Below are 24,883 nucleotides of genomic sequence, written 5' to 3'. Positions count from 1 at the left end.
ACCAAATGAAATGAATTCACTCAATGGCTCTTTACTTATTCAATACTAAGTTTAAATTACTTCTTTTGAAGCATTTTCAATAACATTTCAGCTACAAGTGCTGATGATGCAGGATTCTGACCTGTAATTAAATTACCATCTTCAACCGCATAAGCAGCCCAATTGTCACCTTTACTGTAAATTCCACCCTTCTCTTTTAGCATATCCTCCACTAAGAAAGGTACCACATTGGTCAACTGAACAGCCTCCTCTTCTTCATTGGTAAATCCAGTCACTTTTTTGCCTTTCACCAAGAATTCTCCTTTTGCATTTTTCACGTGCTGCAAGGCTGCAGGTGCATGACAAACAAAAGCAATTGGTTTCTTAGCCGCATTAAAATCCTCAATTAATTTCGCTGAAGTTGCATCTTCCGCCAAATCCCAAAGAGGACCATGTCCGCCAGGATAGAATACCGCATCGTAATCTTCAAAATTGATATCTGCCAAAGCAATGGTTTCATTAATCTTTTTCTGAACTGCCTTATCCTTATTAAAACGCTCTGTATCCTCAGTAGCATTTTGAGGCAAGTCAGAAGTAGGATCAACCGGTGCGACTCCTCCTTTTGGTGTTGCGATAGTAACATCAACTCCCTGATCAACTAATGTGTAATATGGATTTGCGAATTCTTCTACCCAAAATCCTGTTTTGTGTCCTGTATCTCCCATTTGAGAATGAGATGTTAACACGAATAATATTTTCAAAGTACCTGCTGTTATAGACATATCTTTAAATTTTAAATGTTTATTATTTGTAAATATTCTTTCTTACTATTAAACTTCCACTATCATTTTACCCTTGTTCTTTCCTTCGAAAAGATCGATAAAAGCCTGCGGAGTATTCTCAAATCCTTCAACAATTGTTTCAGTAGATTTTAATTTACCTTCCTGTAACCATTTGGCCAATTGAGGAGTCGCTTCGCCCCATCTTTCAACATAATTGAAAATAATAAATCCTTGCATCAGCACCGAGTTCTTAATTAGAAATGGCTGCACTCTTGGTCCCATGGGCACACTGGTGGCATTGTACATGGATATTGCACCACAAACACTGATTCGTGCAAAACGATTCAAATTCATCATCACACCATCAGATATTTCGCCGCCTACATTGTCGAAATAAACATCTACGCCATCAGGACAAGCCTCTGCTATTGCCTCTGCCATACTCCCGGCAGTATTGTAATTAATTGCAGCATCAAAACCAAATTCCGAAACCAGCTGCTCAACTTTCTCATCACTCCCGGCGATACCAACCACACGACAGCCCATGATCTTTGCAATTTGTCCCACAATGCTTCCTACAGCTCCTGCTGCTCCGGAAACTACAACGGTCTCTCCTGCTTTAGGCTTACCGATTTCCAGCAATCCGAAATAAGCCGTTAAACCTGTCATACCCAAAACTCCCAAGTAAGAAGATAATGGTGCTTTCTTCGCATCTATCTTTACTAAGCCTTCGCCTTTTGATACCTGAACCTCTTTCCATTCCAGCATGCCTGATACAAAATCACCTTTGCTAAAACCAGCCAATTTTGATTCAGTTACTTCGGCAATCATGCCCGAAGTAATTGCTTTATTCAACTCAAAAGGCTCGATATACGATTTGCCTTCCATCATTCGACCTCTTAAGTAAGGATCGACAGAAATATGTGTTGCTTTTAAAAGCATTTCTCCGTCCGTAATCTGCACTTGCTGTTCAGTCACAAATTTAAAATCGGATAATTTTGGTACACCTACTGGTCTGCTATTTAATTGTATTGTTTTCATATCTAATCAAAATTTATTATTGTTTTATTAATGAATGTTCATTCTCTTTCGAGGATAAAAAAACGGATCTATCTCTTAAAGATAGGCCCCAACCTCTTGTATTTTGTCTGATTCAATTATTTTATAATCTGGTTTTGCCTGAGCCAAAGCGTGTAATGCATTTGCAATTGTCTCTGCCTTAATCGCCCGATACATTTTCCATTTCCCCAATAAAAAGGGACTTAACACTTTCATGAGAATGGCTCCAATTTTTTCACCCAATCGATCTTCATCTCTTTTTCCATTAATTAGAGAAGGTCTTAAGATATAAGTATTTGCAATCCCCTGACTAAGAACTGCCTGCTCCATTTCTCCTTTTGTTTTATTGTAGAAGACATTGCTCTCTGAATTTGCTCCTAAAGCAGAAATTACAAGGAAACTTTTAATCCCATTTGCCTTAGCCAAACTTGCCGCTGTAGCAGGAATACCAAAATCAATCTTCCTGTAAAGGACCTTATCCTTCGTTTTCTTAGCCGTAGTTCCAATACAACAAAATACTTCATCTCCGGTAAAATCCTTCTTAAATTCTTCCAAACTAAGCAGATCTCCAATGAACTCTTTTAACTTAGGATGAACCAGACCTAAGCTTCTGCGGGTGAAAATTTTCACTCTTACATATGTTTCATCTTCTAAAAGCCGATTCAACAGAAGTTTCCCTGTTAATCCGCTTGCTCCTAATATGATTGCTGTCTTTCCCATAACTCTATTATATTCGAATGCTATCCCATGCTGCCTGAAAAGCTTGTTCTAAACTGTCTTGATTTATTTGGTAAAGGCCGTGCTTTTGCATATTCATTAAAAAAGCCAATGGATTGATGGCATAAGCATAGAGTATGTAGGGTGAAACATCTTTAATGATGCCTTCCTTCTGACCCCTTTCCCATAAATCCAACAAGGGCTGTAAATGTTTCAAACCTTCCTGTCTGCCAGCCTCATCAATCATGGTAGTATTATCGCATTGTGATAAAAACCAAGCCTCATCAACTTGTTTTAATTTATAATCAGCAATGTTGTACCAGATCAACTCAAAGGCTTTTTTTACCGGCATATTTTCGGAATAATCCTTAAAAGCCTGTTCTGTATATGATATTTTCAATTCCAGATATAACTGGTTAATCAGATCCTGTTTGTTCTCAAAATAAATATAAATAGTTGCCGGTGACACATTCGCCATCTTTGCTATTTTAGACATCGGAGCATCGTGAAAACCATTGTTGTTCACCAAACTTAAAGTAGCCTCTAACAATGCATTCCGCTTCTCCTTACTTTTTTTTCTTATCGCCATAGTGCTGTTCTATTACTACTAAAATTTTTCTGAAACTTGTTTAATCTTCCAGGCTATTGCCATAAAAAGAAACTGAAATGGCAATCGGATTAATGCTGCCTTGTGACTCCCAATTGCCGGTGCATCAGAAAACACATCCCAAACATGAATAGGCAAAAACAATATCATTAAAATGAAAATACCCAATGCCGCTATTCTTGCATACTTTTTATAAACAAGAATCAATCCTAAACCAATCTCCACAAGTCCTGATAAATAAATAATTGCTATTGGAAAAGGTAAAAAGGCCGGTACAAACGGCAGATAAAAATCTGGTTTTAAGAAGTGTTGAACTCCTCCCATTATCATGAAAATGGCAAATAGAATTCTAACGCCTGTCCATATTTTACTTGAAATATTCTTCATCTTATTAAATCTGTTTTTAACTTTCTCGACTTTAATAAAACAAATATAAGACAAATAAATCACAAAGTGAATGAACGTTCACTTTTTTTAACATTTAAAATGTAAATCACCAATAGTATCGATTCAATTTTACTTTAAAACATTACAAAAGAAGCTCTTAGGTGCATTGCCGCCAGGATATCTAAGTATCTCAGGAGAATAAAAAAGCTTTTAGGCTCCATTTCTGTAACTAAACAAGAAAAACAACAGGCATTTATTTCGATCCGGAATACGTATAATGCCCAATGATGGTAAAATCGAACAAGCAATCTTCAATCACCTGCCCCGCACCAATATTGTGGACAATCAAGAAACGTTTTCCATCTCTTGATTTTTTACTAATTACGATACCAATATGTGTAATTGCACCGCCTAAATTCCAGCACACAACATCACCAGGCATATAATCTGCAGGGTTTTGGCTCATCGGTTTTAGCTGTCCGTGACGTTCAAAAAACTTCATTAAATTGAGTACTCGTCGGTGATCAATATTTTTATCGGTATGTTTCAAGCCCCAAATAACCGGATACGAAGCAAAATTAGCTTGCATATCCTCATGAACCTCCTTCTGTAAATCGATTCCCAATTTGCGATAGGCTCTAATTACCACATCAGTACACACACCTCTGTCAGCAGGCACATCTCCATTGGGATAAGCTATAGAAAAGTAAGATGGATCGTAAATCACCTCTTGTGCGGTTAGTTTTATTGCCTCTACAGAAAGGTGCTCAGATAAGTTTTGGGCCTTACAAGTAATTGAGAGAAGACAGAAGATCAGTATGTATAAAAGGATTCTCATTGGGGTGTATATAAGGTTTCTATTTTTGATCTACAACCAATCGCGTCCTAAATGTTTTAAAGAATAGCTTTTATTTTATTCATTTAGACGTTATTGATAGTGTATGTCTTTTTTAAAAGGGTATTATTTAAATTACAGGTTGATTGGCATCTATTTTAAAGAGTTTTTGTTTTGCCTCTAGGATTTAGTAAGACCGGGAAGCTGAGCCCCGATAGCTATCGGGGTTGTTCGAAGATCACCCGGCCGCACTTAAGCTTGAGGTAAATAAGGAAGTTTTTTAAAATGTAGCCTTGATTTTTTTGCTTCCGTTTTTTGTATCAAGACAAAAAATGAAGTCGGGTTTGGGCGGATAGCCCAATACAAAAAATAAACAGGACAATATTAATCTACAACCTACCAATCTTAATTAATTTCACATTACAATTAAGCAATAAAAAACGGAGGTAGAATCACCTACAAAGCCTACACCTCTTTAGCAATTAAATAAGTCGTGTAAGCCAAATAACTGATTAGGAGAAGTGCCGCTTCCCATCTATCCAGTTTCTTCTTTACTCCTGTAAACATGGCAATAAATAAGAATATAGTACCTCCTGCCAAAATATAAATATCGATATTAAATATAGATGCGAACTCAATGGGTCTAATAAACGAGCTTACAGATAGAATCAAGAAAATGTTGAAGATATTTGAACCAATAATATTCCCGATTGCAATGTCATTATTCTTTCGTACAACTGCCACCACCGAGGTTACCAGTTCGGGTAATGATGTTCCGGCCGCAACAATCGTTAAGCCAATAATTTTTTCACTTACACCCATACTTGAGGCTACCTCAACAGCATTATCGACAACCAGCTTACCTCCCAATATCAAACCTGATAAACCCAGAATAATAAAACTCCAAATTTTAAGAGTTGACATTGGTATTGTTGCGATTTCAGGCACAAGAGTTTCTGTTTTTAATTGTCTGTAAACGTAAAACAAGAAAAGCCCAAACATCACAATTAATACAAGTCCATCGAGTCGGCCGAGGACCGAACTATCCTGAAAAAAGAAGCTATTGCTAAGCAGATATAAAATTAGAACGGCAAAAAGGGAGAGCGGAATCTCTTTCCAAACAGTATTCGACTGCACAACGATTGGAGAAATAAGTCCTAACAATTCCAAGAATAATGAACAAGTTAAAATTATTACTTCCAATTACATTGCCAAACACAATGTCGGAATGCCCATGAAAGGAGGCAAATGAATTCACCACCAATTCGGGTGCAGAGGTACCAAAAGCCACAATTGTAAGGCCAATAGCAATGTTCGAAATATTATTCTTTTTAGCCAAAGCTGATGATCCGCTAACCATCCAGTCTGCACCTTTAATCAGCAAAACAAAGCCCACTACTATTAACAGAATTGGCAGCATCATATTTTTAAAATTAAATTAATACCTACTCTTTGATTTTGAATTATCCTTATTCAAAATCGAAGTTATCGTTTTTAAGGATAGCTTAAACATCTAGATTGAAATTTTAACATCACACGAAATCAAGAATAGCAGCTCCTATGAATTTTTAATTTGCAGGTAGGGAGTTAAGGATTTGTAATCCGGGGTTGAACCTATATCACATCAAGAAGCCCCTTTTCAGCAGCATAATTGCAGGCAAAACTGTACTTGTAATCAAAAGACTCATCAACTATCGCTGTCACAACAGGAGTAAACATCGAATTATTTTAAATACATTTCTTATAAAAGAACTGCTATTTTAACATTAAAAATTATACTTTTGCATGCCGTATATGTAACGAACAAAACTCATGCCCAGCTACTCGACTTCATTCTTAAGATTTTTAACTCTATTCTTACTATTGTTCTCATTTTCGGAAAACTCATATTCCGAAAAAATAACGCTGAATAATAATGTTTTAAGCACAAAAAAACTAACTATTTCAATTGGACGGATTGGTGGTAACAATATCAATTTTCATCATTTCAATAGTACAATGCTCATCACCAAGGAGAAATGGAATCATCAATATTTTTTGAACCCGGAGCCATGGTCTACAATCAATAGTAATTCTGTTTGTTCGTTGCAAATTGAGTTTGAAATCTCAACTTCTGAGTTAGAAAATAAAATTGGATTCCATCTACCATTCCAAAACACATCTGATATTTTATTAAAATTAGGTAATAACAAGGTCGTTAATATCAGAAGACATAAACTATACTATTATTCAGATAATGCTTGGATCGAGAGCAAGTACATGCACAATCATAAAATTGCTCAGAAGGATGTTAGAGTATTAATAAATATCCCAATTGTAAATTCCGAATTAGAAACTATAATCAAGAGCAATTCAAACTCTATAAAAAAAATTAGAGTTTTGTTTGATAATGATGAAAACTACATTGATTGGGATCTGGATGAAAATAATGAAATTTTTAACGAGCTTAATAAAATTGCAAGAATTGATTATAGTGAGCGTATAAAAGAATTAAAAAGAATCCAAATACTTAAGGATTTTTAATCACATAAAATTACTAATAACAGAAAGATCGTCATGCAGACGATCTTTTTTTTTGCTTAAATAGCAAGATTCACAAAACCTTTGATTGCAAATTTATAGGTAAGAAGTTAAGGATTTGTAATCCGCAGAAAAAACAGAATTGAAAATTCCAAACTTGTAAATCGCTTATTACAAGTCAGGGGGTAGCATTAAGAAACAAAAAAAGGACAGCAAATCTGCCATCCCTCTATTTTTTTCCTGAACTCTTTTAAATAAAAAACTCGGGCTCTTTACGTTCCGAACAATTTGCAAAGAGCTTATCTCTTATGCCATCAATCAACGGAATATCAAAAACACGAGCACCCTTAGGACAAGCCTTTATACAAGCACAACAACGAATACAAGCTTCCGCATTAGTAACAACCTTATCGGCAACTACAATAACATCTACCGGACATACGTCGGCGCAAATACCACACAAATCACAAAGTTCTTCCTTAGTCGTTGGAGCTATATCAGGCATTTTCCCTTTCGCCTTGTAAGGAATATTTCCGGGAACATCACAAACTTTAAAACCATTTACTTCTCCATCTTGTATTTTAAGCAACAGCTCTTCTCCAAATTGCTTTGCCTTTAGCAAATCAGGATTATCCGGACGATTTTTAGCAATTGGTTTACTATCTATCGAAAATGAATGCTCTCCGATAAATGCAGCGGCTGCAAAAGGTGTAAATCCTATTTCTAATACGAAATCTTTTAATTCAAGTAAGGCATCATCGAAATCTCTGTTTCCATAAACAGCCACTAAAACCACAGGTGCATTTTTAACTTCGAATTTCTTTAAGTTTTCCAAAGCTTGTTCCGGCACACGTCCTCCATATACAGGAATAGCAATTATTGAAAGCTCGCTCTCAATTTTCAGATTTTCTGATGAAGCAAAAGCCAAAGGTGTTATATCAAACTCGTTTATTTGCTTAGCACCTAATTCTTGTCCTATCGCTTTTACTATTTTTTCACTTGTTCCTGTTGGGGAAAAGTAGATTAAATTGACTGTTGATAGTTTCATATAATTATAATTTGCTTTTTAGTTGCTATATGGAACTTACCATGCTGGAATAATCATCGCTCTGTGTGTCAAAATCACTTTGGCATGGACGTTTCATATGAGTGTAATTTATTTTCATTTACCATATGGAACTCCCTAATTACACTCATTCTCCTGTGTGTAATACTTTTCACATGGTCGTTTCATATTCTTTCCTTTATTCTTACAATTGTTATAAAGGTAGGAAGTATGACAAGAATTTAGATTTTTTAGGGCAAAAAGAAAGGACAGCGGCTCCTGTAAATTTGTAATTTACAGGTCTGGAGTTAAGGATTTACAATTCAAATTACTAAGACAAACGAATTAAAAATTCTAAACTCGTGAATCCCTGATTGCAAATCAGGGATAGCGGTATTAGACGACTAAAGGATACAAGATTTAATGACTGATCAAGCAGGAATTTTCAAACACAGCAAACCCGATAACAAATTGTAAAAATTTGAAAAAATCAACAAATTAAAAAAACCAGAAAATGAAATGTGAAGTATGCAAATGAACCAATAAGAGGAAAGTGGTCTTACAGTCGCTATTGTTCCTCTGCCTGTAGAAACAAGGCATATAAAATGAGAACCACTGAAAAACATCTGGATGAACTGGATGGTACTTATCCACTCATCGATATAGATAGCAGGGAAAATCAGTAAATGAACCAAACTACTTCGGCAGAATTACAAACCGTTGAACGGGAACATTTTAATACCATCCTAAACCAAAGAAGCGAGTACGGGGATAAGATCAGAGCTTTGGAGGACACGAATCTAAAGCCTGAATTCACGATTGAAAAGCTAAACGATAAAATAAGCGACCTAAAGGACAAACACACCAGAGATATTGCGGAGGCCAGTACAAGTACAACCAAGGACATGGTTAATGCAATTTCTCAGATGCCCGCAATTCAATCCGTATTAGGGGCTTTTGCCAGCAATTACCCATTGAATTATTCCATTTCCTAAATTAGCCGTCTTATTTATCCTGGCATCATGGGGTGGCGAAACATGAACATAATTAACTTTTAATTATCCCGTAATCAGGGGACTACCGTAAGTGCCTTTACTTTTCGTATGTATTTCGCGTATCCGCCCCATTAATCTATGGCTCTCAATAGCTCCTTTTGAAGGCTTTCCGTTTATTTTATTAAATTTGCGAATTCTTAATTTTGTATTGGACGGTTTAATTATTTCTTATGGAAAGAAATTTTAGCTGTACTGCAAGACCCGTGTTTTCTGTGTTTAAAGTAGAGGAGTATTAGGATATACTGTATTTTAATTCCTGCGCAAAACTCAAAATTAGATAATAAATAAAATTGTGATTTAATTTATCAGGACTTAAGCAATATCAATGAAATTCATTTTTTACATCGCTGCTTTTAATGCCTTTTTCTTTGCGCTACTGCTTTTTCAAAAGAGATCCCGAGGAATACATGATAATATCCTGATAACTTGGCTTAGCTATTTGGGTCTCTTTATTGGTGTATATTCCTTTTATTCTCACAGTTTATTTACTCACTTTCATTTGCTTTCGATAAGCCTTATCTCCTTATTCCTTCTTCACGGCCCTTTCTTGTTTATTTATGCTTCTCGTTTAGTTTCACATAAGAAAATATTTAACAGAAAAAACCTACTCCACCTTATTCCGTTTTTGGCATTTAATCTTTACCTGTTTGTTGTTTCATTTTTTCCTGACACTGCCCATGAATTAAGGATAGAACGTGTCCATTCATATATTCATCCCCCTTTGCTATTTGTATTTTTCCTTATCCTTACAGCATTATCGGGCCCCTTTTACTTCGCGCTTACCCTGAAACAATTTAGGAAGCATGATATTAACATATTCAACAACTTTTCCTCTACTGAAGAGATCAATCTTGAATGGCTACGAAAACTAGTAACTGTTTTTGGAATTGGATGGACAATTCTGATTTTTATTACTATAATCCACCATGTATTCAACTACTTTTCAATGGTTTTCTGTACTGATAGTTTATTTCTGGCTTTATCGTTATTTGTAATTCTTATAGGTTATTTTGGGCTGAAACAGAAAGTGATTTTTGGGTATGATGATAAATTAGAACAAAGATTAATTACTGAGGAAAAAACCAAATATTCAGGCTCCACATTAAAAGAAGACGAAGCAGATAAATATGCCGGGCAACTCAGCGAATTTATGATTACTGAAAAACCCTATATGGACCCAGGATTAACACTCCCACAGCTAGCTTCGCAAATACATATCACCTCACATCATTTATCGCAGATTATAAATGAAAAGTTTAGTCAGAATTTCTTTGAATACATCAACCATTTCAGGGTTGAAGAGGTTAAAGCTAGAATTCAGAATCCAAAATACGAAAGCTTCTCTTTATTAGGTATAGCTTTAGATTCGGGCTTTAATTCGAAATCGGCTTTCAACCGTATTTTTAAAAAGGTTACCAACCAAACTCCCTCTCAGTTCAAGTCAGGTCTCAAGCCTGAATAAGTTCGTTCCACCTATTTCTCAAGTCTCACTTTATAAAGTATCCCTGTTTAAGGTCTTCAAACAGGTCTCACTTTATAAGGTAAAACGATTTGTCTGTATTGGCACAATATATTTGCTCAAGAAATCAGTCACCAATGAGTGATTCCAAAAAAGTAATTATAAATGTTTTACTAAAAATCAGACAAATGAACTTACAAATTACAACACAAAAATCAAATTTCTCAAAAAGTCAGAAAAAGGGAACTCGTATTTTAAACGTAAAAGTTATTACCCTCCTTCTTTTTTCAGTCCTTTTCTTCTCAGCACAAAATACATTTGCACATTGTGACTCCTATGATGGCCCTGTTATTAAAGTCGCCAGTCAGGCACTTGAAACGAATAATGTAAATCTTATCCTAAAATGGGTAAGTGAAGCAGACGAATCTGAGGTTACTTCTTTGTTCCAGAAAACCTATAAACTAAAAAATGGGGACAAAGAGACTTATACAATTGTAGAGCAACATTTTTTCGAAACCCTTGTTAGATTGCATCGAGCAACTGAAGGAATGGGTTATACAGGAATAAAGCCTGCGGGCAGTGCCTCCCCTATTGTAAAAATGGCTGATAAGTCAATTGAAAGCCAAAGTGTGGATGAACTGGCAACAAAATTTACAGCTCACATTGAGAAAGTCGTGCGTGAAAAATACGAGAAGGTGCAAAAACTAAATCTGGTTAAAAATGAATCTCTAGAAAAAGGAAGAGCTTACGTTGTGGCTTACGTTGATTATACCCATACACTGGAAGGGATATCTGGAATTATTAAAAACGGTCACGGAGCACATCAGCATTAAAAAATGATAAGAATTCAAAAAAGAAGATCATGAAAATTACGAATTATAAGGATGTTCAGACAAAGAAAAATCCGCATGGAGTTGATGTACGAAAGATTCATGAAAATGATGATGTACAAGTGATTCATTTGCTTTTAAAACCCGGAGAAAAGTTAAAACCACATAAAACGCCAGTTAATGTATTCTTTTACGTTGTTGAAGGTACAGGCATTGTTGAGGTGGGAGAAGAAAAAAAGACCGTTTCGGTAGACGATATTGTGGATAGCCCTAAAGATATTCCGCATTACCTCTATAATGAAAGTGAAAATAATTTTAGGGTGTTGGTAGTAAAAACACCAAACCCTACTAATACTCAGGGCTGAAACTATTAAAACAAAAGAAAATGGGGATTAATGAATTTGAAAAAGGAAAGAAATTCTCTTTTAATCAGGATATCGATTATGCCTCTAAAGCAATCGTCAGTAAGAATATTATAAAAAAGGAGACAGGGAATATTTCGTTATTTGCCTTTGATAAAGGGGAGGCTCTAGCAGAATATACCACTCCCTATGATGCAGTAGTATACATAGTGGATGGAAAAGCTGAAATCATCATCGATGGAAATTCAAATATTCTGGATGCGGGAGAGACTATTGTGATGCCGGGAAATGTTCCACATGCTGAAGGCTGTAGAGCAATCTAAGATGGTACTTACGATGATTAAGAGTAAGTTTTAGGTTCGTTTTTATTTAATGTTCATCGAAGCTTTCTGCTGTTCATTTTTCAGCGGAGAGCTTCAACCCTAAATTACCACCAAATAAATACACTACTGGTTACGATTAAAATAGAGTTTACTAAAACGATAAGAGAAAGTGATAAAGAAGAAAATAATTATTGTTGGAGGTGATTTGCGGAGATTCAATTAGCCCGAAGATTGGATGATCGACTATTTGATATATTGCTGGTCGATAAGATAAACCATCATCAACTTCAACCTCTACTTTATCAGGTCGCTACTTCCCAATTGGAGCCTTCCAGCGCATCCTTTCCTTTACGTCATGTGTTCCGGAATAAAAAACATACAAATTAGGTTGAGCAAACTACAAAAAGTAGATGTTGCTGACAGCAAAGTCCATTTAGACATTGGTCCTTTTGATTACGATTATCTGGTTTTGGCAATGGGATGTAAAAGCATTTTTTTTTGGAAATGACAACATAAATCAACACGCGCTTACCTTAAAAACAACTAAGGCAGTAAGCATACCTTAAATTAGATAAGTGATTATGCTAATACCGCACCGGGTAATTACCTAAGAGAAATGCGAATTGATCTGCGAACTGAAACCTTCGTGAAGGACTACGATGGAGAAATAATAAAAACCAAAACAGTAATTTGGGCAGCCCGAATTATTGCAAATAAAGTTCTTGGAATTCCTGAACAAAATATCACCTTCGGGAGCCGCATAAAGGCAACAGGATTAATAAGGTTGAGGAAACTAATAATGTATTTGCAATTGGTGATCTGGCTTATATGAAAACGCCTAATCATTCAAAGGGGTATCCACAGGTTGCCTGTGTAGCAAATTAATCAAGCTACAAATCTTAAGAAGATAGAGCTCGGGAAGAATACCATAGATTATATCTATAAAGATTTAGGCTCGATGGCGACCCTTGCAAGAAATAAGGCAGTCGTAGATTTTCAATTTGCCCAGTTTAAAGGATTTATGGCTTGGTTGGCATGGATGCTCCTGCACCTGATACTCATATTAAGTCTAAGAAATAAGCCAATCATATTTACCAACTGGGCATGGTCCTATGTTACAAAGGATGCTGCGCTAGATTGATTTTAAAAAGTAATAAATAATAAGACAGGTATTAAAATCGCTGTTTTTAGTACTAAAATGTAGGACAAAAAATTTCTTAGTGAATTTAATAGAGTCTCAAATTGGATAAATCAGAAATTATGGCAGGCTCTAAAAAACAGAACACAATATATCGAAATAAGTCGTATATTAACAACTTAATTATCAGACACAAAGATAGATTATTACAAATACAGAATGCCTTTGGAGAATGTGTCAACAAAAAGTAAACAATGGGAATTTCTTAAAATGGACCAATTAAATACAGGGAATATTAAAAAGGACTGATAGAAGAAGATAACGCAATTTCAATACTGGGCTACTAATTATTCTCTGAAGATCATCCCTATAAGAAAGCTTGATATGTAAAGAAAGTAAACGCAATGCACCTCCTTAGAGAACCACATAATTATATTATGTTTTATTTCCAATAAACACATTAAAAAAATGAAGCTATGGGAAAAATGAGAAGACTCTGGATTTATTTTATCCTTGTGGTAACTATTTCATTTGCCATATTGGGATATCTTGGTGTCGAAATATATAGAGAAGCACCCCCCATACCGGAAAAAGTAGTTGATGCTGATGGCAATACTATTTTTACCAAAGAGGATATACAAGATGGTCAGCGCATCTGGCTATCAACTGGTGGACAGGAGCTCGGAAGCATCTGGGGACATGGCGCTTATGTTGCTCCTGACTGGAATGCCGATTGGATCCACCGAGAGGCTGTTTTTATTTTAGACACTTGGTCGAATCGAGATTACGAAAGTAATTTCGAAAATTTAAATAATGAACAGCAAGCTGTTTTAAAATCTAGACTGCAAGATGAAATTCGTGAAAACACTTACGATGAAACTTCTGGGGCAATAACTATTTCTGCGGTTCGATTACAAGCCATTCAGGATAATATTGCCCACTATTCTAGTCTTTTTTCTGATGATCCTGATTTTACGACATTGCGAGAACAGTATGCAATGAAGAAAAATACATTGACAGGTAAGGAAAAGTTATACCAATTGAATGCCTTTTTCTTTTGGACCTCATGGGCATGTGTAACAGAAAGGCCAGAAGCCGATATAACCTATACCAATAACTGGCCTCCTGAAAAGCTAATAGGGAATACTCCTGCAGGAACCCTAATTTTATGGACTGGTTTCAGTATATTAATGTTACTTATGGGAATCGGGGTATTAGCCTTTTATCATGCTAAAAACAGAGAAGAAGAGATTGATGAAGCCCATCTTCCTGCCGTCGATCCACTAATGGGATTGAGTTCAACGCCTTCAATGAAGGCAACCTTAAAATATTTTTGGATTGTTTCCCTCTTGATTTTAGCTCAAGTGGTATTAGGCGTGATTACTGCTCATTATGGAGTTGAAGGCCAAGCTTTCTTCGGAATTCCTTTATCCGAGATTCTTCCTTATACTGTTACCCGAACTTGGCACGTTCAGATTGCTTTGTTTTGGATTGCGACCTCATGGTTGGCTACTGGGCTGTACATAGCTCCGGCTGTTTCAGGTGTCGAACCTAAATATCAAAAATTGGGTGTCAATTTCTTATTCTATTCGTTATTGGCTATTGTAGTTGGATCACTCATAGGGGAATTATTGGGAATTATGCAAATGCTTGATTTGACAACCAATTTTTGGTTTGGTCATCAAGGTCTTGAATATGTGGATCTGGGAAGATTCTGGCAAATTTATCTCTTCGTGGGTCTATTATTATGGTTGCTTTTAATGGTACGTGCATTAAGGCCAGCTTTAAAACGTAATTTAAAGGATAAAAATCTTTTGATTCTTTTCGTTATTTCGTCGGTAGCCATTGCTTTATTGTATGGTGCTGGCTTAACCTGGGGACAACACACTCACCTATCCATTATTGAATATTTTAGATGGTGGGTAGTTCATTTATGGGTAGAAGGATTTTTTGAGGTATTTGCTACAGTCGTTATTGCGTTCTTATTTGTAAGAATGAAAATATTAAACATTCAAACGGCAACTTTCGCTTGTGTGGCCTCTGCAACTATATTCCTAACTGGAGGAATTCTTGGAACCTTTCATCACCTGTATTTTACAGGTACTCCAACGTCTGTTCTGGCTATTGGTGCCACTTTTAGCGCATTAGAAGTAGTACCCTTGATATTTATGGGTTATGAAGCGTTTCACAATTACAGGGTGATGCAAGCAACAGAATGGACCATTAATTACAAATGGCCGATATACTTTTTTATTTCAGTATCATTTTGGAATCTGCTGGGAGCAGGCGTATTCGGGTTCATGATAAATCCTCCTATTGCCCTTTACTATATGCAAGGACTAAATACGACTGCAGTACATGCACATACTGCACTGTTTGGTGTTTATGGTATGTTGGGAATCGGACTCCTACTATTTGTTGTTAAAGGTTTGTCCAGAGCAGGGCAATGGCAGGAAGGAATCATCAAATTCTCTTTCTGGTCATTAAATATTGGGTTAATGCTTATGTCAGTTGTCAGCTTATTACCAGTAGGCTTAGCACAAACAATAGCTAGTGTTGATACAGGAATGTGGTTTGCCCGCTCTCCTGAATTCATGCAACAAGATTACCTGATTGTTTTTAAATGGCTACGCTCTATAGGTGATACCATTTTTGCAATTGGATCGATCACCTTAACCTACTTCGTATTCGGATTGAAGTTTGGTTGGTCGTATAAAAAATAAAGTATAAGTTTTTAGTTTGGAATGTATATAGCTATTGGATTGCCAATAGTTATATACTTACAAGCTATCCTAGTATTCATTGTGGACCATCAGTTCATATGATAGCTTGTCCCCGAGAACCAATGTCTTAGGGGAACTTGTTCCAAAACCACCTTTATCCAAATCATCAAGTGAATTCAAAACGAGATTTTATAGTTTTGGTAGCGTTTTAGGAGTTATAACAGTTAAGTTTTCCTTCAATATTTTTTTTTAAATGTGAGGGCTAATATTTATTTCTGTCCCATTGGTAAATAACAATGGATATTTCCAACATCTTTATCCTCCGATTCCCCAAATTAAATGGCAAATCGAAAGGTCGTATTTTGCTTTTTTCTGCTTATCTGATCTTGCTCGTCAGAACAACATCCGCTTCCTCAATTTTCTTATTCGGTCAGGTATTATCATTAACTAACAATCTTCTCTTTTTTTAATTCGGACATTTTTGTCCGGTATTACTCAGAATCTCTTATCTTTGTAAAAAAAACAAAGATTTTATGTTTTCGAAAGCGTGTGAATACGGAATAAAAGCAAGCATTTATATTTCTCATCAATCGCAAAAAGGCGAACGAGTGAGTTTGGTGGCTATTGCCAAAGCCATTGATTCTCCCCTTGCATTTACAGCTAAGATATTACAGTCTTTAGCTAAAAATAATATCATCGTTTCATCAAAAGGATCAACTGGAGGTTATGAGATACCTAAAGATATGCAAGCCAAAATCATGCTTTTTCATATTGTAGAAGCTATTGATGGCGATAAAATATACAACGGATGTGGTCTTGGATTACCGCAATGCAATGAGCGAAAACCCTGTCCTATCCATTTTCAATTCAAAGCCATCAGAGACGACTTGAAGGTAATGTTGAAAACTACTGCTATTGAAGAATTAGCGAACGGATTGCACAAGGGGATAGCTTTTTTGAAACGATAATTTTTTTGACAATAAGTAGGACAAACTTGTCCTAAATAAATACGAAAGAACAAAACAACATTTTGATTTTAGAGGAATCTTTTATTTTCCCAAAATAAGACAGTAAGAATAAGTTAATCAAAAGAATTTTAAGGGAACATCGATAATATAAAAGATTATTTAAGACGTCAGAAAAAATTAAAAGGAACATTCAAAAAATATGGCATAAGAATGGAACGATCAATTCTGGGTCAAAAAGAAAAGTGAAAATTAAGCCAGCAGATAACATGTCTAATTGCAAGAGCACCTTCGTCAGCCCAATCGGCGCGAGAGTTTTTCAGGAAGTTATTTCAGTAAATATTTTAAAAAAAAGTAGACATGGAAAATTCTTTATTAGTAATTGTAGTAATCTCTGTTTTAGGTCCAATTTTAGGATCTTTATTGGGAGTTCTTATAAAACCCTCAGAAAGATTTATATATAACATGCTTGCTTTTGCAGGAGGAGTAATGCTAGCCATTTCTTTTTTAGAGTTAATTCCTGAAAGCATTCATTTTTCTTCTATTTGGGTTGCAGTGGGAGGAATTATTTCTGGTTCATTACTGATGTTTGGGGTAGACAGAATCATTCCCCATATCCATCCTGGATTGAGTCAGAAAAAACAGGGTAAAAGCCTTAAGAAAACAGCATTTTATTTATTGATTGGAATTTTTTTACATAATTTCCCTGAAGGCATGGCAATTGCAGTTGGTGCTGTATCAGGAGTTAAAGTTAGCATAACTGTTGCTCTAGCAATAGCTGTACATAATATTCCTGAGGGGATTTGCACTTCAGCACCTTATTATCAAGTCTCTAAAAAAAGACTAAAATCATTCTTAGTTTCTTCTACAACAGCGATACCAATCCTTATAGGTTTCTTATTTGCTAATCAACTATACCAATATATTTCAAATGATTTTATAGGATTTATTGTTGGTGCAACCGCAGGACTAATGATTTACATAACGGCAGATGAAATAATACCCTCTTCATGTTGTAAAAACACTGATCACAAAACGATTTTTTCATTAATTACTGGAGTATTATTTGTTGTTTTATTAGGATTAATATAAAAATCCTTGAGTGCGTCTTACAGACTTTTGCTTGCGATCAACTTCGATCTTTCTTTGCTCGATCGAGCAGCAGAAGAATCTGAACGAATGGCTGCGCTTCGAGGCCAAATTAACGGACGAATGTATTTTGAAGATGATCAATTAACAATCCGAAATAAGGCATTTACCTTACTAAAAGAATGTGTTGATGAAATACGTTCGTACGGACAATTCGCCTTTCGTGATGATGCTGATATTGCCAAGTCCTACTCGAGCAAGTACAGGAGAGAAAAACAACAGGAATATCGAAAAAATTGCAAGATGGATAAGTCCACTCACGATTCCGATACCCCCACATCTTAAGCTAAAGAACCCACATCATACCCTACATCCGCCACATCCTATTTCAACACCTCCACATCATCAGTCATCCCTTCCCCATCAATCATGTATTCCTAATTAGTGATGTAGAGCTAATGATTATTGATGAGTATTAGATACTTTAAGATGTGGGGAAGATCATGATTGATGTGTATTAGATTATTTACAATGTGGACACGTAACTGCTTTTCGTTCTTTATCTTCTTCTAGCTGTGATTCAGAGGCAGATATTCACAATAAGGCATTTACAATTTCTTGTTGTACAATGGTATTGCTATTCAAAAAATAATCTCTAAAATCTGATGGAATCATAGTTTTCCTTTTTGCAAAAAAAACACATATTTATTTTAGAACTTAGCCTTAAATTTTAAAGCTTTAAATGCATCTCCTCGCCTAGTTAAAATACTTTATCTCTTTCATATACAAGCACTTCCCCTTTTGTTAGCTCCACTTTATCAACTTTGTTTTTATACTTAGCAAGTAAGATTCATTTATTTTTGAAATGCTTCTTAAGGGAAAAATATATCTTGAAGTGATGTAATTTGCCAAGATCAAAAAAAGATGGTGTAACTAAGAATTTTCTTGACTTGCTTCATATCTTTTGAAAACATATATTATCAAATAACAAAACACAAGCTTATGCTTTATAATATGATATTATTAGGGTTACCTTTTTTGATAAATGAGAATAAAGGGATACTACTAACTTTTAATTTAAACATTATGAATTTTAAAAATTATTTTTTTGTAGCTTCATTACTTGTAGTGGCTTCGTTTTACTCTTGTGATGAAAATAAAATGGAAGAGCCGGAAAAAGAAACTATTAGTGTATCCGTAGATGGTGACAATGTAACTCTATTTAATAATCAGATGTATGAATGTTCGGAAGATGAATTTGTTATTACTGGAGAAACTACTGAATCTTTTGAATCTGAAAAATATGGAAAAGGGAACATTACTTTAAATTTAGATCTTGAAGGAAATTTACATTATGCAATTATAGATAAAAAATTATACGACAATTTATCTAAAATGTATAGCAATGAATTAATAGTTTTGGGATTAACTCCCTTACAGTATGTGCATGAAGAAATAGGAAGCAAAACTCCAGGAGATAAGACAAAAATGACTTCAGATGAATTTATTGACGGCTTGAAGAAATGTGCAGATAAACCAACTAAAGCTGGTGTTTTTACATGCGCTACCGCACATACTCTTAAAATGTATAAAGACTGTATCGATTCTGAAGGTGCAGATGAAGCGACTCATTGTTGGTAATAAAACTTAAAATTATGATACTCTTAGGAATTCCAGGAAAATTTCAATTATTTATAGGACTAATGCTTATTCTTTGTATAGTAATATATGCATATGCATTTATTAAAGTATGGAAATCATCCATGGATGTATCTCATAAATTAATATACTCTCTAATCTTAATACTATTTCCATTTTTAGGATTGATTCTTGTTTATGTCTTAATGAGGAAATATTATATCTCAATTAATAAGTTATAATTTTTATTAGAATGGCAAGAAGATAAAGTATCATCCTGCCATTCTAAAAGTTCTATGAACTTTTAGAATATATCTACTCGAAAGGGATAGGGAATTTCCTAGAAGCAAATTTATTATATCTTTTATTAATAAACCTGCCCCTTACGAGTTATATTCTATTTACACTATTATTTGATTTTTAACTTGCAAAGCTATTAGGATATTCATATACTATTTTGAAGTCAAATAATTTATCACAGAATTAATAAAGTACAATAGAAATGGCTTAGTTAAAAAAAGGCAAGCACTGCCAAATCACTAATTTAGCTATAAGGCGAATAATCTAACCCAAAATGCAATAATTGATTTCATAGCTTATGAAATGAGATCCCGTTAAATTTCATTTAAGCTTCCTAGAGATTATCATTAATCCGCAAAAGTTAATTGAAGTAAATTAGTACAACCTTTTAAATTGTACCCATAAAAAAAACATCTTTAATCTCAGAACTATTGTTCAAGTAAGACTGACTCTCACAATACACTCTTAAACCTGTTCTATCATTCTTAGCCTGAGAGCATTCATATCGCTCTTCATTTTCTCATCAACAACCTTAGCGTATATTTGGGTCGTTTTCAAATCGGAGTGTCCTAGCATTTTGCTAACGGTCTCAATCAGCACATTATTACTCAAGGTAATTGTGGTTGCAAATGTGTGTCGAGCCATATGAAAAGTTAAGTTTTCTTCAATCTCGCAGAGCGTTACAATTTCCTTTAAATACTCATCAGTCTTTTGGTTCGTTTTTACGGGTAGTAATCGCTTACCAAGGTTGTAGCGGTTTATTATTTAAATTTTCTTCTAAAGAATAATCGAAGCTTCTAAAATAATCAATGAATTATTAATGCAGGGGACAAATAAGGGTATATTCACCTAAGGAAAAATTCAGTAAAACAATAATAATAATAAACAGGTTGAAAGTTTTAAGTTGGGCTCTGTTGGGACTATTACCTGAAAAACATCTTGTTCTTTTCTGATTTCTTTATCTGGTTAGCTAGATAAATACCTCTTAAGTACCCTTTACAATAGTTCTACTGTTATGTATTCTGCTTTATACAACCCGATTTATCTGTTAAAAAGAATCTACCCAATGGATGATTCAAAATTATAAATTTGTGAAAATTTCCATGATCTATTCTGTAGATGTAATATTTATTGTTTAAGTTTATTTAGCTTTTGTAATGGCCTTGTTGTAGTGGTTAAAAACTTTATCAAAAACCATTACTATACTAGTTATGTACAATCTGATATACTTAAAGAAATATATAAGATGTTACATCAATTATATTCAGTATTTGGGATAAAACAATCCAAAATTTTTACAATTCTCTTTCATGTTGTTTGTAAAAACAATGCGATTAATAACGTGATGATATTTGTGTTAGGTGTCTTAAGTTTATAACTTATACTTTCTGAAATTCTACCAATTGCATTGTTTTTAATCAGTTAATTTAATATTTAACTAAAATTCAATTATCATGAAAAAGGTAGCAAAAATTATTAGCGGTTTTGTTGTATTGGTGTTTTTAAGTTTCCTATTTAGTCCATTCACAGCATTATCAGCTCCGCCAAATGGTGAGAAAGGTGTTGTCGTTGAAGTTATCAAAGGAACTTGGAATTTGTATATTACTGACTGTGAAGGTGGTATGTTGAATATTCCTTCTACAGAAAATTCAACTACGACGCAGTTTAAGGATGGATTACCTCATATGCTAACTCTTGTTTTTATACTTCCAGATGGACATTGTTATATACCTGATAAAGCTGTTAAAGAGAAGTATGGATCTGGTCTTTGGAGAGAGACTAAGCTTTGGACACCAGATGGGAAACTTATTGTAAAAATGATATATACTAAATAACCTTTGATATGTCTTTTATTTAGGATGTCAAAATACTGACTATTAAAGGCTAGTAACAGTACTTGTTTCTATATTAATAATTTATACTAAAGGGCGGTTGATTATCCGCCCTTTCTGATCAAAATTTCTATGTGGAATATGAAAGTAAATATCGTATACCAGATATATTTTATACCACTAATCTCTGTAAATACAATGCTTATGCCTTCGGGTCATTTTCATTGTGGTAGGATTTCTGATTACAGGTTAAAAGTCAAGGTATAAAGAATATCGATCTTTAAAAATAGCCATTATCCTAGGAGTAACTTTTGTACATGACATGACTGCTCAAATTTTGGAATACTGTACTTCTTAATAACAGATCATATTGCATGCCGCGGTTTGGCTCGGCTGGATGCAGAAGTGAGATTTGAATATCAAAACTATAAACAACAGACCTGCAGTACAAGCGGCACGACGACACACCCACGGAACATTAACGTCCTAAAAACCAACGGGGCGTAGACTTAGTGTATATTCACAAAAACCATCAACACGCTCAAAAACACATACTTACGCAAATATAAGTTCTGGAGGGACTTAAACTATGACAATAATTATTTTTTGTTTTAATCTTGCTCTATCATTTTTTGTCTGAGAGCATCCATATCACTTTTCATTTTCAATATTGTATTCTATTCTTTTTATCATACTGTAACATACTGAGAAACAAATTTAACATTTCAACATGAAATAGAAAATTATTTAAGTAAAATATAATGGAAGGTTAAATTTAAATAGAATTAAAAATTCCTAACTCGCAAATCAGGGACAGCAGCTCTTGTGAATTTGTAATTTACAGGTAAGGAGTTAAGGATTTTAAATCCGTATTTCCTTTACAATCGAATTGGAAATTCGAAACTCATGAATCCCTGATTGCAAATCAGCGACATCGGCTTCTATAAATTTGTAATTGGCAGGCTTGGAGGGAAGGATTTCAGAAGGTGATAAGGAACATTAGGGCACAAAAAAAGGATAACATTTCTGTTATCCTTTTAGTGATCCAGCCAGGGCTCGAACCTGGGACCTATAGCTTAGAAGGCTATTGCTCTAATCCAACTGAGCTACTGGACCGTCCTTGTTTTTTTTCTTTTTTTTTTCTTTTGCCTTTAAAAAAATGAGTGATCCAGCCAGGGCTCGAACCTGGGACCTATAGCTTAGAAGGCTATTGCTCTAATCCAACTGAGCTACTGGACCATTCCTTTAAAAGGCGATGCAAATATAGGGATTTATTGCCTTCCCAAACAAGTATTTCCTTGTTTTTTTTCAGTAAAAATCACCTCCCAGCAAGTAAGAGCTTAAATCACAGTTCTTACCCAGTTTACAAGGCCTTTGGATTTAATTATTTGTTGCAGTTTATCGGGCAAAGCGGGTATTTCGAATCGTTTTTCGCCAATATGAACGACTCCTTCCTGAAAATCAAGCGTAAGCACATCATTTTTTTGGTAAGAACCGACAATTTCTCTGCTTACAATGAGTAATAATCCCTGATTTATTGCTGACCGATAAAATATCCGGTTTACCGATTTTACGACAACAGCACGTACACCGGCATGTGCCAAACCAACCGCCGGATGCTCGCGGGAACTTCCGCAACCAAAATTTTCCCCGCCAATCAAAATATCACCTTCCTCCACTCTACCAGCAAAAGAATCATCAAATCCTTTGAACAAATGGGGGTGAATTCCTGCCGGATCGGAACTCAAAACTTCGTAGGTTAAGTTTCCTGCAAACATCTGGTCGGTGTTTAAATGATCAACATCGGAGTAATCCCAAACACCATTTGATTTTCGATTGTCCGATTCCTGAATCAGAATTGTGGCATTTTGTTCTTTTTGAAATGGAAATTTTATCTGATAGGAAGCATCTGTTCTTGGATCTGTTATTTCACCCGTAAGTGCAGAACAGGCAACAGTTGCTGGGGAAGCAAGATATATTTGAGCATTTTTATTGCCCATTCGACCTAAAAAATTTCGGTTTGCTGTTGAGATCACCGTAAATCCATCAGCAGGAATTCCTTGTCCGGTACCCAAACACGGACCGCAGGAAGAACCCAAAATGGTAGCACCGGCTTTCATCAATTTGGTGATAATGCCCTCTTTTATCGCATCCAGATAAATTTCTTTGGAAGCTGGAGCCACCAACAACTGAAATCCTGCAGCAACTTGTTTTCCATCTAATATCTTGGCTGCAATTCGCAAATCCTCCAATCGCCCGTTGGTACAGGTTCCTATTAAGCCCTGATTTAGCTTCACGCCTTTTACTTCGGCTATGCTTTTTACGTTATCGACATGATGCGGTGCGGCAACCAGTGGAACTAGATCGCTTAAATCAATTTCGTATTCTTTAAAATATCGTGCTCCTTCATCCGCCCAAATGCCTTTTACTTTCTCTCCATAAAACGCTTCCAAAACCTGATCGGGAGGAAAAACGGCATTTTTGGCTCCCATTTCAGAAGCCAGATTTGCCAATGTCATGCGCTCAGAAATGGACAAATTCTTCACTCCGTCGCCATGATATTCAATAGACATGTAGTTGGCCCCTGCCGAACCAATCATTCCAATAATCCATAAAGAAAGATCTTTGGCATAAACGCCTTCTGGCAATTGTCCATTTAAAGTGATTTTAATGGACTCGGGCACACGAAACCATGTTTCGCTCCTTTTCCACAATCCGGCAGCCTCAGTACGGTCGATACCCACAGCCAGAGCATTAAATGCACCTGCCGTGCAAGTATGGCTATCGCTACCCACGATTATCATTCCCGGTTTGGCATGATAAGACATGATTTGATGACAGATACCTGAGCCTGCATCGTAAAATTTCTTGATTCCCTGCTCCTGCACCAATTCCCGAACCGTTTGATAATCGGTAGCTAATTTAGCGTTGGTTGGCGGTGCATTGTGATCCAATACAACCAATAGCTGATCAGGATTTTTCACCTTTTCGCCACCCATATTTTCAAATGTCTTTTTGATACTAACTGTATTGTCGTGTGTCAAGACAATGTCTGGAGTTTTAAAAACAATGCTTCCACATTTTGCCCACAATACTTTTTCAACGAAAGTAAAATTTTGCATGATCGTTATGTATTTCTTAACCACTAAGGTAAACGAAGGATATCACGAAGAACACAAAGTAAAAAAAATCCTTTGTGTAATTTTGCGAAGTATTTAGAGTCTCCTTTGTGGTAAAA

General features: G+C 35.3%; 24 protein-coding genes and 2 tRNA genes. 13 read left to right on the top strand and 13 right to left on the bottom strand.

Annotated elements, in window-relative coordinates:
• Positions 1-56: 56 nt before the first annotated feature.
• The 8 genes from ALGA_RS14575 to ALGA_RS23210 form a co-directional block, all read right to left on the bottom strand.
• A complete protein-coding gene (locus ALGA_RS14575) occupies positions 57-761 on the bottom strand; it encodes a type 1 glutamine amidotransferase domain-containing protein (protein ID WP_096430206.1) in 705 nt (234 codons plus the stop codon).
• 48 nt (positions 762-809) lie between these two features.
• A complete protein-coding gene (locus ALGA_RS14570) occupies positions 810-1,802 on the bottom strand; it encodes an NADP-dependent oxidoreductase (RefSeq protein WP_096430204.1) in 993 nt (330 codons plus the stop codon).
• Between the two features lie 75 nt (positions 1,803-1,877).
• Complete coding sequence (locus ALGA_RS14565) at positions 1,878-2,540, bottom strand: NAD(P)H-binding protein (RefSeq protein WP_096430202.1); 663 nt, start codon at positions 2,538-2,540, stop codon at positions 1,878-1,880.
• A 7-nt stretch (positions 2,541-2,547) separates the two neighbouring features.
• Positions 2,548-3,126 (bottom strand): TetR/AcrR family transcriptional regulator, encoded by a 579-nt coding sequence (locus ALGA_RS14560; RefSeq protein ID WP_096430200.1) that lies wholly within the window; start codon positions 3,124-3,126, stop codon positions 2,548-2,550.
• Positions 3,127-3,144: 18 nt separating this feature from the next.
• A complete protein-coding gene (locus ALGA_RS14555; RefSeq protein ID WP_096430198.1) occupies positions 3,145-3,531 on the bottom strand; it encodes a DoxX family protein in 387 nt (128 codons plus the stop codon).
• Positions 3,532-3,784: 253 nt separating this feature from the next.
• Entirely contained in the window at positions 3,785-4,369 is a 585-nt protein-coding gene (locus ALGA_RS14550; protein ID WP_096430196.1) for a DUF1287 domain-containing protein, read from the bottom strand.
• Between the two features lie 462 nt (positions 4,370-4,831).
• Entirely contained in the window at positions 4,832-5,290 is a 459-nt protein-coding gene (locus ALGA_RS23215; protein WP_197705574.1) for a sodium:calcium antiporter, read from the bottom strand.
• 142 nt (positions 5,291-5,432) lie between these two features.
• Positions 5,433-5,789, bottom strand: coding sequence for a sodium:calcium antiporter (locus tag ALGA_RS23210; RefSeq protein ID WP_197705573.1), 357 nt, complete (start codon positions 5,787-5,789; stop codon positions 5,433-5,435).
• Between the two features lie 389 nt (positions 5,790-6,178).
• Here ALGA_RS23210 and ALGA_RS14540 point away from each other — a divergent pair, with 389 nt between their 5' ends.
• Entirely contained in the window at positions 6,179-6,889 is a 711-nt protein-coding gene (locus tag ALGA_RS14540) for a hypothetical protein (RefSeq protein ID WP_096430194.1), read from the top strand.
• 247 nt (positions 6,890-7,136) lie between these two features.
• Here the strand turns inward: ALGA_RS14540 and ALGA_RS14535 are convergent, their stop codons facing one another.
• A complete protein-coding gene (locus ALGA_RS14535; protein WP_096430192.1) occupies positions 7,137-7,934 on the bottom strand; it encodes a 4Fe-4S binding protein in 798 nt (265 codons plus the stop codon).
• 683 nt (positions 7,935-8,617) lie between these two features.
• Here ALGA_RS14535 and ALGA_RS14530 point away from each other — a divergent pair.
• The 11 genes from ALGA_RS14530 (at position 8,618) to ALGA_RS14480 (ending at position 19,516) form a co-directional block, all read left to right on the top strand.
• The gene (locus ALGA_RS14530) at positions 8,618-8,926 is read left to right on the top strand and encodes a hypothetical protein (protein ID WP_096430190.1); all 309 of its coding nucleotides are present in this window, start codon (positions 8,618-8,620) and stop codon (positions 8,924-8,926) included.
• Between the two features lie 1,006 nt (positions 8,927-9,932).
• Positions 9,933-10,448, top strand: a complete 516-nt coding sequence (locus ALGA_RS23390) for a helix-turn-helix domain-containing protein (RefSeq protein ID WP_231705973.1) — start codon at positions 9,933-9,935, stop codon at positions 10,446-10,448.
• A gap of 185 nt (positions 10,449-10,633) precedes the next feature.
• The gene (locus ALGA_RS14520; RefSeq protein WP_197705572.1) at positions 10,634-11,278 is read left to right on the top strand and encodes a DUF6448 family protein; all 645 of its coding nucleotides are present in this window, start codon (positions 10,634-10,636) and stop codon (positions 11,276-11,278) included.
• A 29-nt stretch (positions 11,279-11,307) separates the two neighbouring features.
• A complete protein-coding gene (locus tag ALGA_RS14515) occupies positions 11,308-11,640 on the top strand; it encodes a cupin domain-containing protein (protein ID WP_096430186.1) in 333 nt (110 codons plus the stop codon).
• Between the two features lie 20 nt (positions 11,641-11,660).
• Complete coding sequence (locus ALGA_RS14510) at positions 11,661-11,960, top strand: cupin domain-containing protein (protein ID WP_197705571.1); 300 nt, start codon at positions 11,661-11,663, stop codon at positions 11,958-11,960.
• Between the two features lie 958 nt (positions 11,961-12,918).
• Positions 12,919-13,101: a hypothetical protein gene (locus ALGA_RS23635; RefSeq protein WP_394339900.1), complete on the top strand. Its 183-nt coding sequence runs from the start codon at positions 12,919-12,921 to the stop codon at positions 13,099-13,101.
• Between the two features lie 473 nt (positions 13,102-13,574).
• Complete coding sequence (locus tag ALGA_RS14500; protein ID WP_096430184.1) at positions 13,575-15,821, top strand: nitric-oxide reductase large subunit; 2,247 nt, start codon at positions 13,575-13,577, stop codon at positions 15,819-15,821.
• A gap of 533 nt (positions 15,822-16,354) precedes the next feature.
• Positions 16,355-16,789 (top strand): RrF2 family transcriptional regulator, encoded by a 435-nt coding sequence (locus tag ALGA_RS14495; RefSeq protein ID WP_096430182.1) that lies wholly within the window; start codon positions 16,355-16,357, stop codon positions 16,787-16,789.
• A gap of 357 nt (positions 16,790-17,146) precedes the next feature.
• The gene (locus tag ALGA_RS14490) at positions 17,147-17,878 is read left to right on the top strand and encodes a ZIP family metal transporter (protein ID WP_096430180.1); all 732 of its coding nucleotides are present in this window, start codon (positions 17,147-17,149) and stop codon (positions 17,876-17,878) included.
• A 6-nt stretch (positions 17,879-17,884) separates the two neighbouring features.
• Positions 17,885-18,220 (top strand): hypothetical protein, encoded by a 336-nt coding sequence (locus ALGA_RS14485; RefSeq protein WP_145957640.1) that lies wholly within the window; start codon positions 17,885-17,887, stop codon positions 18,218-18,220.
• A 657-nt stretch (positions 18,221-18,877) separates the two neighbouring features.
• Positions 18,878-19,516, top strand: coding sequence for a hypothetical protein (locus ALGA_RS14480; protein ID WP_145957639.1), 639 nt, complete (start codon positions 18,878-18,880; stop codon positions 19,514-19,516).
• 762 nt (positions 19,517-20,278) lie between these two features.
• Here the strand turns inward: ALGA_RS14480 and ALGA_RS14470 are convergent.
• Positions 20,279-20,575 carry a tyrosine-type recombinase/integrase gene (locus tag ALGA_RS14470; protein WP_262496503.1) on the bottom strand — a complete coding sequence of 99 codons (297 nt, stop codon included), beginning with the start codon at positions 20,573-20,575 and terminating at the stop codon, positions 20,279-20,281.
• A 692-nt stretch (positions 20,576-21,267) separates the two neighbouring features.
• Between ALGA_RS14470 and ALGA_RS14465 the strand changes: the two genes are divergently transcribed.
• The gene (locus ALGA_RS14465) at positions 21,268-21,648 is read left to right on the top strand and encodes a hypothetical protein (RefSeq protein ID WP_096430172.1); all 381 of its coding nucleotides are present in this window, start codon (positions 21,268-21,270) and stop codon (positions 21,646-21,648) included.
• Positions 21,649-22,686: 1,038 nt separating this feature from the next.
• Here the strand turns inward: ALGA_RS14465 and ALGA_RS14460 are convergent.
• The 3 genes from ALGA_RS14460 to ALGA_RS14450 all read right to left on the bottom strand — a co-directional run bounded on the left by ALGA_RS14460 (position 22,687) and on the right by ALGA_RS14450 (position 24,767).
• Positions 22,687-22,761 (bottom strand) — tRNA-Arg (locus ALGA_RS14460).
• Between the two features lie 48 nt (positions 22,762-22,809).
• Positions 22,810-22,884: transfer RNA gene (locus tag ALGA_RS14455), tRNA-Arg, on the bottom strand.
• 101 nt (positions 22,885-22,985) lie between these two features.
• On the bottom strand, positions 22,986-24,767 hold the full coding sequence (locus ALGA_RS14450) for an aconitase/3-isopropylmalate dehydratase large subunit family protein (RefSeq protein ID WP_162845449.1): 1,782 nt from the start codon (positions 24,765-24,767) through the stop codon (positions 22,986-22,988).
• Positions 24,768-24,883 lie beyond the last annotated feature (116 nt).

The sequence above is a fragment of the Labilibaculum antarcticum genome (assembly GCF_002356295.1).
Classification (GTDB): Bacteria; Bacteroidota; Bacteroidia; order Bacteroidales; family Marinifilaceae; genus Labilibaculum; species Labilibaculum antarcticum.
Note: the sequence above shows the minus strand (reverse complement) of the source record. Positions and strands in the feature narration are given on the sequence as shown.